This window comes from Lysinibacillus sp. 54212, assembly GCF_036662795.1.
In the GTDB taxonomy this organism is placed as follows: domain Bacteria; phylum Bacillota; class Bacilli; order Bacillales_A; family Planococcaceae; genus Lysinibacillus_B.
This window is the reverse complement of record NZ_JBAFWZ010000020.1, coordinates 26,605-41,296: the sequence shown is the minus strand read 5'-3', so window position 1 is coordinate 41,296 and position 14,692 is coordinate 26,605. Positions and strand designations below refer to the sequence as shown.

The window sequence follows — 14,692 nt, the reverse complement described above, 5'->3', positions numbered from 1 at the left end:
TTAAAGATATTGATGAGTATATTAAGGTACTAACTCTCTTATATACGCTAGGTATTCTGAAAGAAAGCGAGGACAATAATTATGATTCATCAAATCAATAGTGATTTCCCTAATTTTAAGCCTATTGACTTAACGACCGGAGTCAATATTATACTTGCAGAAAAAAAATTAAATACAACAAATAGTTTAGGGAAAAGTTTATTTTTAGAAACTATTAATTATATTTTTGGTGCCGATTATGGTAAAAATATTCTGTCAAAACATAAAGATTTACAGGATATTTCTATAAAAGTTATTATTGACATTGACGGCCAAAAAAATGAGTATAGTAGGAAAATTTCAACTGAACATAATAAATTAATTGGAGATTCCAGTTCAACTGTCCCTTGGGATATCGAAGATTGGAAAAGGAAATTATTAAATTATTATTTTAATCGTAAAAATGACTCTGCTATTTTAACATGGCGGAACCTATTTCACTTTTTCTATCTAAGTAGTACATCAATAAAATTTGAGGAAGCTCTTAAAAGTTTTAAAAAAGAACCCGAATATAAAACATCATTATTTCAATCATTTTTACTCAGTTTAGCAACTGATAAAGTTGAAGAACACTCACAAACCAAACAAATTACTAGTGAGCAAAAAAACTTTAATAAATATTTAAATACTCTAAAAAAATCACTAAACATTATACCAGATATAGTTCCTAATATTGAAAATATATCTGAGTCAAATAAAAGTATTATCGAAAAAATAAGCACTATCAAAAATGAGATTAGCCGTTTAGAAAAGAAAATCAATCTAATAAATTTAAAAAATAAAAAATTATCAGTCTCATTAAATGAATTGATGTCGAAATCAAATATTGATTCCTTCGAAGATTTTAAATCCTTTTTTAGAATAATAGAAATAGAACTGGGTGATTACATAAAGAAATCTTTTGAGGAAGCTAGAGTATTCCACGACTCATTAATTTCAGAAAATATAGGGGTCATAGAAAATGAAATTTCAAAAAACAATACTGAACTAAATAGATTACAAAGTAATTTAAGACTAAAATACCGTGAGCTAAATGAATTATTCAATATTCATAATATAAATAATGACAAATTTGATGATTATAAATTTGAAGACATTATACTAAATGCTCTAGTTCAAAATGGCGGAAAAGTAATTACATCCATAGTAGATGATAATATAAAAGAAATTGCAAAAGTTAAAAATATTGAAATACCTGAAATAATCTCCAAACAAGTTAATAGAATTAATTATTACAGGAGATTTTTAACAACTTTTGTGAACTTGGTGTATAAAACAGATAAAAATGTAGAATTTAACATTGATTATAAAGACAAACTTAAAATTACTTTTAAATATGATGACGATAGAGGTACTGGAAAAGGCAATATGAAAATAATTATTTACTATATTTTCATATTGTTATTAAATAATATCTGTTTTGAAAGAAAAATCGACTTTTTAATTTTAGACACTGATATAACTGATGGTATTGACTCAAAAAACCTTTTTGACTTATTAAAGATAACAGATCGTATATTTAAAAAGCACGACCTTCAGCTTATTCTAACTCTTCGAAACGATCGAACTTTAGATTGGGATTATATCGAAAATAAAAAATGGATTAAGCATAGGATTTCAGATAGCGATGACGGTTATCTATTTAAGAAAAACTTAAAATAACCCTACTACCAAATAGTGGGGTTTTATTATATACCACAGTAGAACGTTTGTTCTTATTTTTCTTATGGAGATGATTTTGTGAAACAAGTTTGGACTTACACAGAATCTTATGTAAAGGAGATGTATAAAAAAGTTGGTATATTCCACTCAGAACAACTGGATTTCCGAAAAATCGCTCAATGCTTACGTATAAATGTATTTTATTGGAAAGAATCTAGCCAGGCACTATTTTTTAAGGATAGAGGCTATATCATGCTCGACGAAACCCTCTCCCCTCAACAACAATGGCAAGATTTCTGTCACGAACTTGGACATGTATTATTACATACTGGCAGTCAAAGCCGATTGCCTAAATCGTTTGTTGAGTATCAAGAATATAAAGCAAATCACTTTATGTATCACGCTGCCGTTCCAACGTTTATGCTGGAGGAAATGAATTTAAAACACAAACGTAACTCATTGCTGCTTGTGCAACAAAAATTCAATGTGACAGAAGAATTTGCACTAAAACGACTTGATCAATATTTTAATAATTTGTACGTTCAATGGAGCCAACAAATACATATGAAGTAACAATTATGCATAATCCGGTTAGTTAACTTGTTAGCTAACCTTTATACTTTTCTTAACAAATTTTCTACGGAGTGATATCAATGCATTGTTATAAAATTAAACTTACAAGTGGAAAAGAACGATGGGTATGTGTTGCAGATGCCCCATTTGATCCAGCAACGGGTAAGCGTCAACAAATTACCAGACGTGGAAAAAGTAAGAAGGAAGCAAAGGCGGCTGTTGAGGAAGTAATAAACGCTTTAGAGGATGACGTTAATATTCGAGATGGGAAAAAACTTTCATTTGGTCAAGTAGCCGATGAATGGTTTTCTAACTATAAAATTGAGGGTAACAAAAAATCTACGCTTCAAATGAAAATATACACTATAGGAATTTTAAAAGAATATTACGCCAAGATGCCAATAGGAAACATTACACATTCTAACTATCAAAGGCTAATTAATCAGGTATCGGATAAATATTCCCGTAACACAGTAAGTGCAGTTAATGTGACGGCAGGACAAATATTCAAATATGCTATACGTGATAGATTAATTTAAGAAAACCCCAAAAACGGTGTAGTTTTGCCAAAAAAGCGTCTAACTATTGAAGAAATCGAAAATGAATCGATAGAGCAAAAATATTTAGAAGCCATGAAATCACTGAAATTTTGAACGTTGCAAAAGAAAAAGGTCGTGACAATGACCTTGAATTATTTTATACACTTGCTTTCACTGGGATGCGCTCTAGTAAATTGTGTGCATTAAAATGGTCGGATATAGACTTCAAAAACAAAACGATCAAAATTACTAAAAATCATTACTCTAAAAGCAAGCGTTTAAATGAATACGAATTGACTACCCCAAAAACACTAAAATCTATCAGAACGATTACAATTGAAGATTTTTTAGCAGATTTACTCCGACAACTAAAAATGAAGCAGTTAAAGAAATTAACGCAGAGAAGAAGTATTGATCCAAACTTCTATTATCATGATAAGAATTTTGTCTTTTGCAATCGTCACGGCTATCCTTACAATAATGTTCATGTAGGCAATCACCTGAAAAATTTACTTAGCTACACAAATATCAAGAAGAACGTGCCCCCCCACTTCTTCCGACATTCTCATGTTTCGATGATGACTGAAGCTGGTATTGACCTACAATCTATTATGGAACGTGTTGGGCATGATAATGTTAACACTACACTAAAGATCTATACGCACATCACAAATAAAATGCGTGAAAAAACAGCCGTAAAACTTAAAGGCATGTTCGATGACATCCTCGAAAAAACAAAATAACAACAAATGTTATTTTTAGAGTTTTACGAACATAAAAAACCCCCAGAAACACTGGTATATCAGCGTTTCTGGGGGATTAGGTTTATTATGAATTTAATAATAAATCTTCTGGGTTTTCGATTAATTCTTTAACTGTTTTTAGGAAGCCTACAGAATCTTTACCGTCGATGATACGGTGGTCATAAGAAAGTGCCACGTACATCATTGGACGGATTTGAACTTCGCCGTTTACAGCTACTGGACGGTTTACGATTGAGTGCATACCAAGGATACCAGCTTGTGTACCGTTCATGATTGGTGTTGACATTAATGAACCGAATACACCACCGTTAGTGATTGTAAATGAACCACCAGCCATGTCGTTTAAGCCTAATTTTTTGTCACGTGCTTTTCCTGCTAGCTCTGCGATATCTTTTTCGATTTGCGCGAAGTTTTTGCCGTTAGCATCACGTACAACTGGTACTACTAAACCTTCTTCTGTTGATACAGCTACACCGATATCGAAGAAGTTGTTTAAGTGAATTTCATCACCTACGATTTGAGCGTTTACGTAAGGATATTTCTTAAGTGCTGCTACTACCGCTTTTGTAAAGAATGACATGAAACCAAGCTTGATGTCGTTAGCTTTAACGAATTGATCTTGCTTGCGTTTACGTAATGCCATGATATTTGTCATGTCAATTTCGTTGAAAGTCGTTAGCATTGCTGTTGATTGCTTAACTTCTAATAAACGTTTTGCAATTGTTTGACGACGACGAGACATTTTCTCGATTGTTACGCGGTCTGATTCTGCAGCAGGTGTGAAAATTACAGGACCTGTAGTAGCAACTGGTGCTACTGCTTGTGGTGCAGCAGGTGCAGTTCCGTGAGCTGCAACGTCTTGTACACGAACACGACCTTGTGGATCTACAGGTGAAACTGCAGCTAGGTCAATCCCTTTTTCACGAGCTAATTTACGAGCTGCTGGAGAAGCTACTACACGCTCTCCTGAAGTTTCTTCTACAACTGGTGTTGGTGTTGGTGCTGCTGCTTTTGGTGCTTCAACAGCTGGTGCCGCTTCAGCTACTGGTGCTGCCGGTGCTGGTGCTGCGCCTTCGCCTGCTTCTACAACTGCGATTACTTGTCCAACAAGTACAGTATCGCCTTCTTGAGCTAAAATTTGTGTTAATACGCCTGCTTCTTCAGAGATGATTTCTGCATTTACTTTATCAGTTTCTAATTCAACGATAAATTCGCCTTTTTCAACGCGATCTCCAACTTTTTTCACCCACTGGGCAATCGTACCTTCTGTAATCGATTCTGCTAATTCAGGGACTTTAATTTCAGCCACGTTAATATCCTCCTTTAGTTAAACCACTTGCACTACTAGTATACGGCAAATGGGCGGGCTACTCACAACAAGTAGCCCAAATCTCATTAATTTCTCATTAGAAAAAACAAATTATTTCGCTACTGCATCAGAAATTACTTGTGCTTGTGCAGCTTTATGTGAATCACCGTCACCCTCAGAAGTAGAGCTCATTGCAGGACGACCTACATAGCGAACTTTTTTACCTTCTGATAGCTCATATAATTGTTCAAGCACAAAATTCCAAGCACCTTGGTTTTTCGGCTCTTCTTGAACCCATACGATTTCTTTTACTTTTGGATAGCGAGCAATAATATCCTTTACTTGCTGGGCTGGGAATGGGTAAAGCTGTTCAACACGTAAAATGTGTAAGTGATCAAAGCCTTCTCCATCCTTCACACGCTCTGCAAGATCAATTGTAATTTTACCTGTACCAAGTACGATTTTTTCAACCGCCTTAGCATTTTTACCAGTAGTTGGCTGCTCAATTACTTCACGGAATTTACCGTTTGCTAACTCATCCGCAGAAGCTGCTGCTAATGGATGACGAAGTAAACTCTTTGGTGAAACAACAACTAACGGACGTACACCTTCAGTATTTAACATTGCCGCTTGACGACGTAATAAGTGGTAGTAGTTTGCTGCATTTGAGCAGTCCGCTACAAACCAGTTATTTTCTGCTGATAACTGTAAGAAACGCTCCATACGACTTGAAGAGTGCTCTGGACCTTGACCTTCATAGCCGTGTGGTAGAAGCATCACTAATCCAGATTTTTGACCCCATTTCGAACGTGCGGAAGAAATAAAGTTATCAAACATTACTTGAGCCATGTTCGCAAAGTCACCAAATTGTGCTTCCCAAACTGATAACACATTTGGATTCTCAATGTTATACCCATATTCAAAGCCTACAACACCAGCTTCTGTCAGTGGTGAGTTGTGAACTGTAAAGGATGCGTTTGCTCCTGAAATATGGTGTAGTGGTGTGAATAAACCACCATTATTTTTATCATGTAACACTAAGTGACGCTGTGAGAATGTACCACGCTGAGCATCTTGACCAGTGAAACGTACTGGCTTGCCATCTTGAATAATTGTTGCGTATGCTAATGTTTCTGCATGACCCCAATCAATTTTCTCAGTTGCAAAGCTTTCACGACGTTTTTCTAAGATTTTACCTAGTTTATTTTGTGGCTCAAAGCCTTCTTCAAATGCTAGAAGCTCTTCATTGATTTTTTCTAAACGCTCTAAACCAACTGCAGTATCAATTTCTGGGAATGATACTTGTACTTCTGCTGGGATTTCAAGATGAGCATGCTCGTCTTTTTCCGCCATTGCTTTTACATGATCGTATGCTTCTTGCATTTCAGCATAAGCATTTGTATCTAGACTTTTCACTTCTTCCTGTGAAAGAATACCTGCATTCGCCAGCTCTGTTCCATAAAGTACACGAACTGTCTCATGTTTTGATACTAACTTATACGTATCTGGATTTGTTACAGTCGGATCATCTGTTTCATTATGACCGTAACGACGGTAACCGATTAAATCAATTAAAATATCTTTACCGAATTTTTGACGGTATGCGGCTGCAAAACGACCAACTTGTGCAACTGCCTCTGGGCTATCAGCATTCACATGAATAACTGGTACTTCGTAGCCTTTCGCAGGGTCTGAAGAGTAAACAGATGAACGTGAATCGTAATGCTCCGTTGTAAATCCGATCATATTGTTTGCAATAATGTGAATTGTACCACCAGTTGTGAACCCTTCTGTTTTTGCAAAGTTTAATGTTTCCGTTACAATCCCTTGACCTGGGAATGCTGCATCACCATGGATAATAATACCTAGCGCTTTTCCTCCATCATGGGCTACCTCACCAGCTTTTGTTGTTTCATCCTGTGCTGCACGAGTTTGACCAAGTACAACAGGCGCAACTACTTCAAGGTGAGAAGGATTATACGCTAACTTAACATTTGTGCCCGAATCGCGAGTATAAGAAGCACCCATATGATATTTAACGTCACCAGTCCAACCTTTTGTAATTTCTAGGCGACCGTCTTCTGGTAAGAATAATTCGTTCGAAACGTGTGCAAAATCAGAGAACATCATGTCATATGGCTTATTTAAAATATGCGTTAAAACATTTAAACGTCCACGGTGTGCCATACCAATACGCACATTTTTAACCGAAGCTTGCTCTACAGTTTTAATAATTTCATCTAATAAAACGATTTGTGTATCTAAGCCTTCTCCAGAGAAACGCTTTTGACCAACAAATGTTTTGTGAATGAATTTTTCGAAATTCTCTACATGAGTTAGGCGGTCTAGTAATGCTTTTTTCTCTTCATTATTTAAGGAAGCCTTTAAAGCACCTGATTCAATTTGCGCTTGAATCCAAGCGTGCTCCTCAGCATCCATTACTTGCTCATATTCTAATGCAATTTTATCAGTGTAAACAGATTTTAAGTAATCAATAGCTTCTTTACCATTATTTACTCCAGCTGGTACTTCTTTAAAGAAAACTGTTGCTGGAATAGCTGCTAAATCTGCAGAAGACAAACCGTATGCGCTTTCATCGATACGTGAGTTATCTAACTTGCGATCTTTTAATGGATATAAATCTGCAGCTAAGTGACCATAGCGACGAATAGCATTCGCTAATGTAACTGCTGCAAGTACTTTTTTATAATCACCCTGAGCAACACCTTGAGTAGCAGTTATTGCTTCAACACCATCAAATACTGGTGCACCGAATTGTTGGAATAGAGCAACTAATTCAGCTTCGACTTCTTCAGGAGACTGCAGATATAGGTCATATTGTTCTAAAACATAACCTAAGTTAGGACCAGCAAATGCTGCCCACGGGGAACCTGCAGGTAATACATTGTTCGACATGAAAAATAACCTCCACTATGCCTTTTGGCAGTTCCATTTATTGAAAAAATGAATCTATATAATATTTTACCATTCTTCTGAGTAGAGTGATACTTCTGAAATCGCTTTACATAGAAGAACGTTTTTTCCATCTCAATCTTACTACTCTTCACAAAAAATACAACTCTTTTTATCAAAAAAAGCAATTTTTTTCGCGAAGTGATTAAAATTGAAAAAAATATCTGTATATTGCTACTTTTTCGAGGGAAAACACAGTAAAAATATTGTCCCTTTTTCAAGCTCACTACGAACTTCCATTTTTGCATTATATTTGTCTATTAACATTTTAGTAATGCTTAGTCCTAACCCCGTACTTCCATTCACATGTACCCGTGCGTCATCAACACGATAGAAACGATCAAAAATATACGGTAGGTGTTCCTCATCTATACCAATTCCATTATCCTGTATTTCAACAAAAATATTATCAATTCTATAATGAATCGATACTTTTATTATCGGTTTGTTTACATTGTATCGAATACTATTCTCAAATAGATTCCGAATAATTTGCGTCAGCGCTTGCTCAGAAATCGACAAAGGTAGAATCTGTCCTACAACACTCTTTTCAATTTCAACAGTAGGATAAATAAATTGAAGCTCCTCTTGAACAATGTTTATAATCTCTTCAATATTAGCAGTCTCATCTTCGTCAATCGACTCGCGCCTTGCTAATTTTAATAGCTCCTCGATCATTTTACGTACTCGAGCAATTTCAATTAAGGACGTATCAATCGATTCTTCAAGTACTTCAGGATTATGTTTCCCCCATCTTTTAATCAGTGATAAATGCCCTTCCACTGCTTGTATAGGTGTCCTTAATTCATGCGAAGCGTCCGAAACAAATTGCTGCTGCTGAGTAAACGATATTTCGAGCTCATTTAACATTGCCTCATAAATTCGAATTATGTCTCCAATTTCATCGTTCTCATAATAGTTGAAGTCAATTTTCTCCTCAAAGCCTCTTTCCTTTACAGCGGTCATAGAATCACGTAACTGCTGCAATGGGCGAATGAGAATAGACGATACATAATAGCTAATTGAAGCCGCTAATAGGATCGCACCTATGCCCATAATTAACATCGTCGTTAACACATAGTTCATCATTGATTCGTAAGTGGTTAGAGGATGGATAAGCTGCATAACACCTTGTATAGGGCCAATCCGTACAATTTTATGAATGACAAATGCGTTTGTCTTATCTACTTTAATTTTATCTATCGATACTCCATCTAGGGAGCTCAATGTAGCTTCTACCGGAAAGGCTGGAGAAGTATCATTAATTTGTAAAAGTTCCTTGCCGGTTAAGCTATAAATCCGAACAGTTTGATCTTGATTTAGGATTGCCTTCATAAGACCCGTATTCTGTTGCAGCTCCTGTATTGTAACAGTAAGTCCCTGTGAATTTAAAAAAGATGTAACATCATCTACAGTTCTTAAAGCGTTTTTTTCTTCGTTGTTTAAGAGCCATGTTTGTAGAGCAAAAAAAATAATGACACATATCGCTGCATACGAAATAAATATAGTAATCCCTGTGGTCATCATCCATTTCGTTTTTAACGATTGATTGACAAATTTTTCTTTTATCTTCATTCACGCATCACATACCCAACTCCTCGAACCGTTTCTATATATGGCTCCTCTTCATTTTTTAGTTTGTTTCGTAAATGTCGGATATAAACATCTACTACGTTTGTTTCTACCTCTGTTTGATAGCCCCATACCGTTTCTAAAATAAATTCACGTGTGCACACTTTATTCTTTTGCTCCACTAACAGCTTTAATAAATCAAATTCAGTTCTTGTTAGATCGAGCTTCGATTCTTTGTATGTCACCTCATAGGCAATAGGGTCAATACATAGCTCCCGAAACACAAGCTGACTTCTTTGTTCTTCAGCAGGCTGCACTCGTCTAAAAATAGTTCGTATACGAGCAAGTAATTCTTCAATGGCAAAAGGCTTTACAATATAATCATCTGCCCCTGCATCTAGTCCGGCTACACGATCCATCACTGCATCTCTTGCCGTTAATAAAATAATTGGCACCATCGATTGCCTACGAATGCGTCGACAAACCTCTATACCATTTAATTGTGGTAGCATCACATCTAATAAAATGCAATCATATGTATTAGCTAGTGCTGCATCTAAGCCGCTTCGTCCGTCATAGCAAATATCTACAAGGAACTGTTCATGCTTTAATTCTAGTTCTAAAAACCGCGCAATATTTTTTTCATCCTCAACAATTAAAATTCTCTTCATTGCTTCACCTACTTTGGTAATCAGTATTATTTTACATTATAAAAAGCCGTATCTTAAGATTATCTTAAAATACAGCTTTTTCAAATTTTTTTACAACAGTGGATTAAAAATTTTATAACTATTTTTCGCAATCAACTTTGATTCGGTTAACGATTTATCGGCTAAATCTAATAAGGCTTCTAAGCTATCCGCATGCTCTGGGTAAAAAGCGATACCCATGGTCGATGTCGGTGAAAAATAATGTCCGTTAATTTCCCAGCCAACCTTCAAATTTCGCTGCACAGTTTGAATAAACCTAGAAATTTGATGAACTTTACTAGCCTGTCCTCTCGGGAGTCCGGTAATGATCATAACAAATTCATCTCCACCAATCCGAACAACAAGATCATCGATTCCAATACTTTTGGAAAGAGCAATACTAAACTGTCGGATAAACTCATCTCCGACATCATGCCCATACATATCATTAACCTCTTTAAAATTATCACCATCTATATAAATAATAGCAATAGATTCAAAGTTTGCATTCGCTTTTTCTAGTAAATGTGGAAATTCCTTCTGCATATAACGACGGTTTGGTAAATTCGTCAGGCTGTCATGGTAAGCCATAAACATCAATTTATTTTCAAGCTCTTTACGCTCGGAAATTTCTCTTGAAACCATGATGAGCTGCTTATGTTTTAAATCACGAACAATACTATAGTTTCCCTCTGTCCATAGTATTTCACCACTTTTCGTTTTTAACATAAGCTCAATTGTACAATCATTTTCTTTTTTATTGCCCTCTCGGAAAATCCGATTCCATGTTACCGCACATTCTTCTGCTAACAATTGTGAATAAAAATTCCCTATTAACTCCTCTTCAGTATAGCCTAAAATACGAACGTAAGAAGGTGAGGCGTAGCTAATAATACCAGCTTCATCTGTAATGACAATTAAATCGTTCGTATTTTCAGTAATAACACGAAATGTTCGCTCAATATTTCGAAGCTCAGTCATAATATGCTTTTTATCAGAAACATTAAAATGAACCCCTATAAATTGATGCAACTTCCCGTCAACATCTCTTAAAGGGATAATTGTCGTATCATTCCAATACGTATCCCCATATTTTGTTCGATTGCAAATCTCACCACGCCACACTTCACCACGCTGAATCGTTTGCCACATATCCTCAAAAAATTCCTTTGGATGATAACTTGAGTTGACGATATTATGTGTGTGTCCTACTAATTCCGTTCGTGAAAAGCCAGTTCGTTGAATAAACCGTTCATTGACACTAATAATTTTCCCACTTATGTCCGTTATAGATAGATCAGCAGCAATGTCCATTGCACGTTTAAATACATCTAATCCATGAGAGGTTGTTCGTAACGCCTGCTCATGTTCAATATATTTCGTTACATCCTGTAAAATTATAAAAATGGCATTCACTTCATTGTTCTCGGTTAAGGGGGTAAACGTTGCTGTAAAGCTTCGAGTTTTATTCTCTCGATCAACAAATGTTATGAGCTTAGTTGATAAATGAATGCCTTTTTTCGCTTCTTCTAAATATCCTCGTAGCTCGTCTTTCGTCTCTTGTTCGATAAAGGGCAGTGATAAAAACGGCTCACCCTTAATATTAGAGGCATCCATAATGTCTTTTAAAAAAGAAGGGTTAGCCTCAATTAATTCTAAGTTCTTCGAAAGAAGCAAGGTGGATAAATAAGAATTAAAAAAGGCAGAACGCATAAATAAATAGCCATCTTCCACATCTCGGTCGACAGCTATTTCTTTTGTAAAGGCTAAAATATATTGTTCATTTTTTTCGATAATCGGAATAACAGTTGTTTCACATTTACGAATATGGGATTCAACTTCCCAATAATCTTGAAATTCTTGTTGTTCCATCGATTCTAAAGCTAAATCATAATATTTAATGATCATTTTAGCATGTTGAAATTGCAAAACTTCCCGAATTTTTTTCCCAATTACATTTCCCTCTAGTTTATTCATCGCTGAAGGATTCGTATAAATATAAATGTAATCTTCCTTAACCCTTTTCAATAAATACACATAGTCTTTACTACTATTAAATAATAGATTTAATTGAGCTTCAGAAAGTAATAAATGTGTCATTTCAACACCTACCTAAAATGTTTTATTGTAAATATGGTTTCGTTCTATTATTTACATATTGCATACATTTATCATATTGTACTGTTTCTTCAGTAGGTTCGCAATGTATCCAAGAGAAATTATTCTCGGATATTGTAAGCTGACAAATAACCGTAACAGTTGCATTGCCTATTAGTAGTAAATCTTGTTCATCCTTCACTTCACATCGAACAAAACCACCTGGATTATATACAGTAACCACATCCTTTTGTACAACTCCATTTAGCTTTGCCACTAAGGCGGAAGCAGTCATGGCAGTGCCACATGCGTTTGTAAAGCCTACTCCTCGTTCATACGTACGAACATATATACTATCATCAGTCATCGGAAACACATAGCTAACATTGACGCCATCTGGACAATATTCATTTTCATTATTTAAAAATTGAGCTAACAGGAACTGATGTGATCTGTGCTTAATATAATAGTCTGAAACAATGCCAATTAAATGTGGGTTTGGTACTGATACGGCTGTAAATCTAATCGTTGGTGAAAACTCTTCAATCACTTCATGTTGTATTTGTGGTTTATTTTTATAGTGCATCGGCAGTGAAGCTAGTTGAAACGATACTGGAGAAATAGCAACAGAATAAGTAGGTATAGTTTCAAATAAGGCTGACTCTTTCTTTACTTTTAAATTAGCCTTCATCGTTTCTATTATTGCTTCAGTTCTATTCATTTTTTCACAAACATATCGAGCAACACATCTTAAACCGTTTCCGCACATAGACGCCTCAGAGCCATCTGCATTAATAACGCGCATTTTTGCATGGGCAAACTTAGAAGGACAAACGAGCAGTAAACCATCTGCACCACCCTCATTTTGAGGATGACAGAGCCATTTTGTCAAAGCTACCCAATCGAATTCATTTTCATCTTTTGTCTCTAATAAATAAAATGTATTGCCTGATCCATGAACCTTTAACAACGTTCTCTCCATCATAACCGCCTCCAACCTAATATATATTTATATTATCTTGTATTCCTTTTCTCATCAATAAGTGAAATTAAATATATTTTCTTATTATTCAGAATTATATTGCTTTTACGAGTTTATTTCGTAAAATTCGAGCGGAAATATTGCGTTAAGTAGTAATTTTATAGTATGATAATTACATTAATACTATTTCGATATTGTTATTTCATAAGCAAGATAGAAGGGAAACTAACGCTTTTATACGATAGTTCGACGTCTATTTCTTTTAGGTTGTAGTCAAGTTCGAAATGATTGCCTAGTCTAAGGCCACATACTTTCCTAAAAAGGAGGCGTTTCGCATGTTAAAACATCGAGATCTTCATGAAACATCAGAGCTATACAATTTACTTTCTCATCCATCCGTTTTTCCTTATGTTCGTCAAAAGGCAACCTCTGCTGAGGAATATTTGTTTATGACGAAGCAATTAATCGAAGAAGAACAACTTGGTAAAACTATTTCTAGAACGATTACGGACGATTGGGGTCAGCCAATTGGTACCATTAGCATTTTTGATGTTCAAGACGGTGCGGGATTCCTCGGCACTTGGATTGGCAAGCCATTTCAAGGAAAAGGCTATAATCAAAAAGCAAAGTATCAATTCCTCTCCGAATTATTTTTCGACTATAACTTCCATACTGTCTTCCTTCGAATTCGTAAAGAAAATGAACGTTCTAAATCCGCTGCATTAAAATTACCTTATGTTGTCCCTGCCTATGATACACACCCAGGATTGTTTGAAGAAATCAATGCTGGTAAAAATATATTTGATTTATTTAAAATTCCTAAAGACTTGTTCTACTTAACAACCGCTAATGAGCGCACTGAGGAAGAAGAACAAGCGATGTAGTAGCAGTTTTACCCCCTCTTTACTATGGTGTAAGAGTAAAAAGACAAAAGGAATCAAGTGTTTACATTCTTGATTCCTCTTGTCTTTTTTTATGAATGAAACTGATAAAATTCATTTTACTCTGGATATTCCTGCGTATAATACTCAATCCCCTGGCTATCCTTGATCATTCGATCTCCTACTTTTTCAAATTCTAATGAGATATTACGATCGAGCTCTATATAATATTTTAACCCGTCCGTTTTTATTTCAGCATCTTCATATATTTTCGAAAAACTAGCTCCGAGTTCTACTGATTCTTTCTCTAAAACCGTATCGATATCCGTTCTGTACCCTGCAGACTCTGGGCTCAACGTTCCTGTAACATATAGCCCTTTATCCACCCAAGCAATAAGTTGGCCATTTTTATTTCTAAACCCTGAGCCTTTAAAGTCTGACTCATCAGCTTTTAATTCACCTAAGGAAGTATTAGTATCTTCGCCTTTTACATTTCCACCTTTTGAATCCTCAGTATCCGTACAAGCAGTTAAAAGAAATACGGAGAAGATAATTAGCATCACTTTTCTCATTTATATTCCCCCTTTAATTCTATTCACGACTCAAATTGTA

12 protein-coding genes are annotated in these 14,692 nt (G+C 35.4%); 5 read left to right on the top strand and 7 right to left on the bottom strand.

Translation table 11 applies throughout. From position 1 onward, the window contains the following. The first annotated feature begins 81 nt into the window (after nt 1–81). The 4 genes from V4T18_RS13525 to V4T18_RS13510 all read left to right on the top strand — a co-directional run bounded on the left by V4T18_RS13525 (nt 82) and on the right by V4T18_RS13510 (nt 3,556). Nucleotides 82–1,701 carry a DUF2326 domain-containing protein gene (locus V4T18_RS13525; RefSeq protein WP_332650168.1) on the top strand — a complete coding sequence of 540 codons (1,620 nt, stop codon included), beginning with the start codon at nt 82–84 and terminating at the stop codon, nt 1,699–1,701. 78 nt (nt 1,702–1,779) lie between these two features. Continuing rightward, on the top strand, nt 1,780–2,274 hold the full coding sequence (locus V4T18_RS13520) for an ImmA/IrrE family metallo-endopeptidase (protein ID WP_332650167.1): 495 nt from the start codon (nt 1,780–1,782) through the stop codon (nt 2,272–2,274). 80 nt (nt 2,275–2,354) lie between these two features. Next, complete coding sequence (locus V4T18_RS13515) at nt 2,355–2,813, top strand: Arm DNA-binding domain-containing protein (RefSeq protein ID WP_332650165.1); 459 nt, start codon at nt 2,355–2,357, stop codon at nt 2,811–2,813. Between the two features lie 65 nt (nt 2,814–2,878). Further along, the gene (locus V4T18_RS13510) at nt 2,879–3,556 is read left to right on the top strand and encodes a site-specific integrase (RefSeq protein ID WP_332650213.1); all 678 of its coding nucleotides are present in this window, start codon (nt 2,879–2,881) and stop codon (nt 3,554–3,556) included. An 85-nt stretch (nt 3,557–3,641) separates the two neighbouring features. Here the strand turns inward: V4T18_RS13510 and odhB are convergent, their stop codons facing one another. From odhB to dapF, 6 genes are all read right to left on the bottom strand, one after another. Then, entirely contained in the window at nt 3,642–4,886 is a 1,245-nt protein-coding gene (gene odhB, locus V4T18_RS13505) for a 2-oxoglutarate dehydrogenase complex dihydrolipoyllysine-residue succinyltransferase (protein ID WP_332650163.1), read from the bottom strand. Nucleotides 4,887–4,997: 111 nt separating this feature from the next. Next, entirely contained in the window at nt 4,998–7,802 is a 2,805-nt protein-coding gene (locus tag V4T18_RS13500; protein WP_332650161.1) for a 2-oxoglutarate dehydrogenase E1 component, read from the bottom strand. 231 nt (nt 7,803–8,033) lie between these two features. Then, nucleotides 8,034–9,434, bottom strand: a complete 1,401-nt coding sequence (locus V4T18_RS13495; protein ID WP_332650159.1) for a sensor histidine kinase — start codon at nt 9,432–9,434, stop codon at nt 8,034–8,036. After that, nucleotides 9,431–10,102 carry a response regulator transcription factor gene (locus V4T18_RS13490; RefSeq protein ID WP_332650157.1) on the bottom strand — a complete coding sequence of 224 codons (672 nt, stop codon included), beginning with the start codon at nt 10,100–10,102 and terminating at the stop codon, nt 9,431–9,433. Before V4T18_RS13490 ends, V4T18_RS13495 begins: the two co-directional genes overlap by 4 nt. A gap of 90 nt (nt 10,103–10,192) precedes the next feature. Continuing rightward, the gene (locus V4T18_RS13485; RefSeq protein WP_332650155.1) at nt 10,193–12,220 is read right to left on the bottom strand and encodes a diguanylate cyclase domain-containing protein; all 2,028 of its coding nucleotides are present in this window, start codon (nt 12,218–12,220) and stop codon (nt 10,193–10,195) included. A gap of 22 nt (nt 12,221–12,242) precedes the next feature. Beyond that, nucleotides 12,243–13,199 (bottom strand): diaminopimelate epimerase, encoded by a 957-nt coding sequence (gene dapF / locus V4T18_RS13480; protein ID WP_332650153.1) that lies wholly within the window; start codon nt 13,197–13,199, stop codon nt 12,243–12,245. A gap of 335 nt (nt 13,200–13,534) precedes the next feature. On the opposite strand from dapF, the gene V4T18_RS13475 reads away from it, so the two are divergent. Beyond that, the gene (locus V4T18_RS13475; protein WP_332650151.1) at nt 13,535–14,083 is read left to right on the top strand and encodes a GNAT family N-acetyltransferase; all 549 of its coding nucleotides are present in this window, start codon (nt 13,535–13,537) and stop codon (nt 14,081–14,083) included. Between the two features lie 116 nt (nt 14,084–14,199). Here V4T18_RS13475 and V4T18_RS13470 read toward each other — a convergent pair whose 3' ends face one another. After that, on the bottom strand, nt 14,200–14,652 hold the full coding sequence (locus V4T18_RS13470; protein ID WP_332650150.1) for a hypothetical protein: 453 nt from the start codon (nt 14,650–14,652) through the stop codon (nt 14,200–14,202). Between the last annotated feature and the right edge of the window lie 40 nt (nt 14,653–14,692).

Bases quoted from the DNA above. Each gene is read 5' to 3' on its own strand.
- V4T18_RS13515 (WP_332650165.1), top strand. From the start codon at position 2,355: ATGCATTGTTATAAAATTAAACTTACAAGTGGAAAAGAACGATGGGTA.
- V4T18_RS13490 (WP_332650157.1), bottom strand. From the start codon at position 10,102: ATGAAGAGAATTTTAATTGTTGAGGATGAAAAAAATATTGCGCGGTTT.
- V4T18_RS13470 (WP_332650150.1), bottom strand. From the start codon at position 14,652: ATGAGAAAAGTGATGCTAATTATCTTCTCCGTATTTCTTTTAACTGCT.
- V4T18_RS13485 (WP_332650155.1), bottom strand. From the start codon at position 12,220: ATGACACATTTATTACTTTCTGAAGCTCAATTAAATCTATTATTTAAT.
- V4T18_RS13500 (WP_332650161.1), bottom strand. From the start codon at position 7,802: ATGTCGAACAATGTATTACCTGCAGGTTCCCCGTGGGCAGCATTTGCT.
- V4T18_RS13495 (WP_332650159.1), bottom strand. From the start codon at position 9,434: ATGAAGATAAAAGAAAAATTTGTCAATCAATCGTTAAAAACGAAATGG.
- V4T18_RS13475 (WP_332650151.1), top strand. From the start codon at position 13,535: ATGTTAAAACATCGAGATCTTCATGAAACATCAGAGCTATACAATTTA.
- V4T18_RS13525 (WP_332650168.1), top strand. From the start codon at position 82: ATGATTCATCAAATCAATAGTGATTTCCCTAATTTTAAGCCTATTGAC.
- dapF (WP_332650153.1), bottom strand. From the start codon at position 13,199: ATGGAGAGAACGTTGTTAAAGGTTCATGGATCAGGCAATACATTTTAT.